Source organism: Lysinibacillus sp. GbtcB16, assembly GCF_019091145.1.
Classification (GTDB): Bacteria; Bacillota; Bacilli; order Bacillales_A; family Planococcaceae; genus Lysinibacillus; species Lysinibacillus fusiformis.
This window is the reverse complement of sequence record NZ_JAGXJV010000078.1, coordinates 1-793: the sequence shown is the minus strand read 5'-3', so window position 1 is coordinate 793 and position 793 is coordinate 1. Positions and strand designations below refer to the sequence as shown.

Below are 793 nucleotides of genomic sequence, written 5' to 3'. Positions count from 1 at the left end.
CTTTTCGGCAATTCCAATATTGGAATCAAAAAACCTATACATCGGAAGAGAAAAAACGTAAACGACAAGGTGATCGGAAATATGAATTAAGACATCGTGCGGTATTAGGTACTTCAGTAGGTGAGATGTACGGTCCAGGAACTAAATATCAAATTGATGCCACAATTGCAGATGTTTATCTTGTAAGTAGCTATAATCGAGAGTGGATTATTGGACGCCCCGTTTTATATGCAGTAATTGATATGTTCAGTCGTATGATTACTGGAATTTATGTTGGATTAGAAGGACCTTCGTGGTTAGGTGCGAGTATGGCTCTTGCCAACGCAGCTAGTGATAAAGTGGCTTTCTGTAAAAGGTATGGTATAGGTATTAAGCCAGAAGAATGGGACACAATCTATTTACCTCAAACGCTTCTTGCGGATCGTGGGGAACTTGAAGGATATGATGTTGAACGTTTAATTACAGCTTTCAATATGAAAGTTGAAAATACACCGCCATATAGAGCTGATTGGAAAGGAATCGTTGAACAACATTTTCGAACAACAAACTTAAAAGTGAAACCATTCTTGCCAGGTGTGGTTGATACAGATGTTCATGTTCGTGGAGATCGTGATTATCGCTTGGATGCACAACTAACGATTCAAGAATTCACCCAAATTATTATTAAATGTGTACTGTATCATAATAATCATCATTGGTTAAAAAACTATGATGCAAATGAAATGATGATAACAGATGAAGTAGAACTTATTCCAAAAGAATTATGGAATTGGGGTGTGAAAAATCGTTCTGG

At 36.9% G+C, this 793-nt stretch carries 1 pseudogene; it reads left to right on the top strand.

The window, feature by feature from the left end:
- Positions 1–793: pseudogene (locus KVT27_RS23365) on the top strand (DDE-type integrase/transposase/recombinase); the annotation flags it as partial.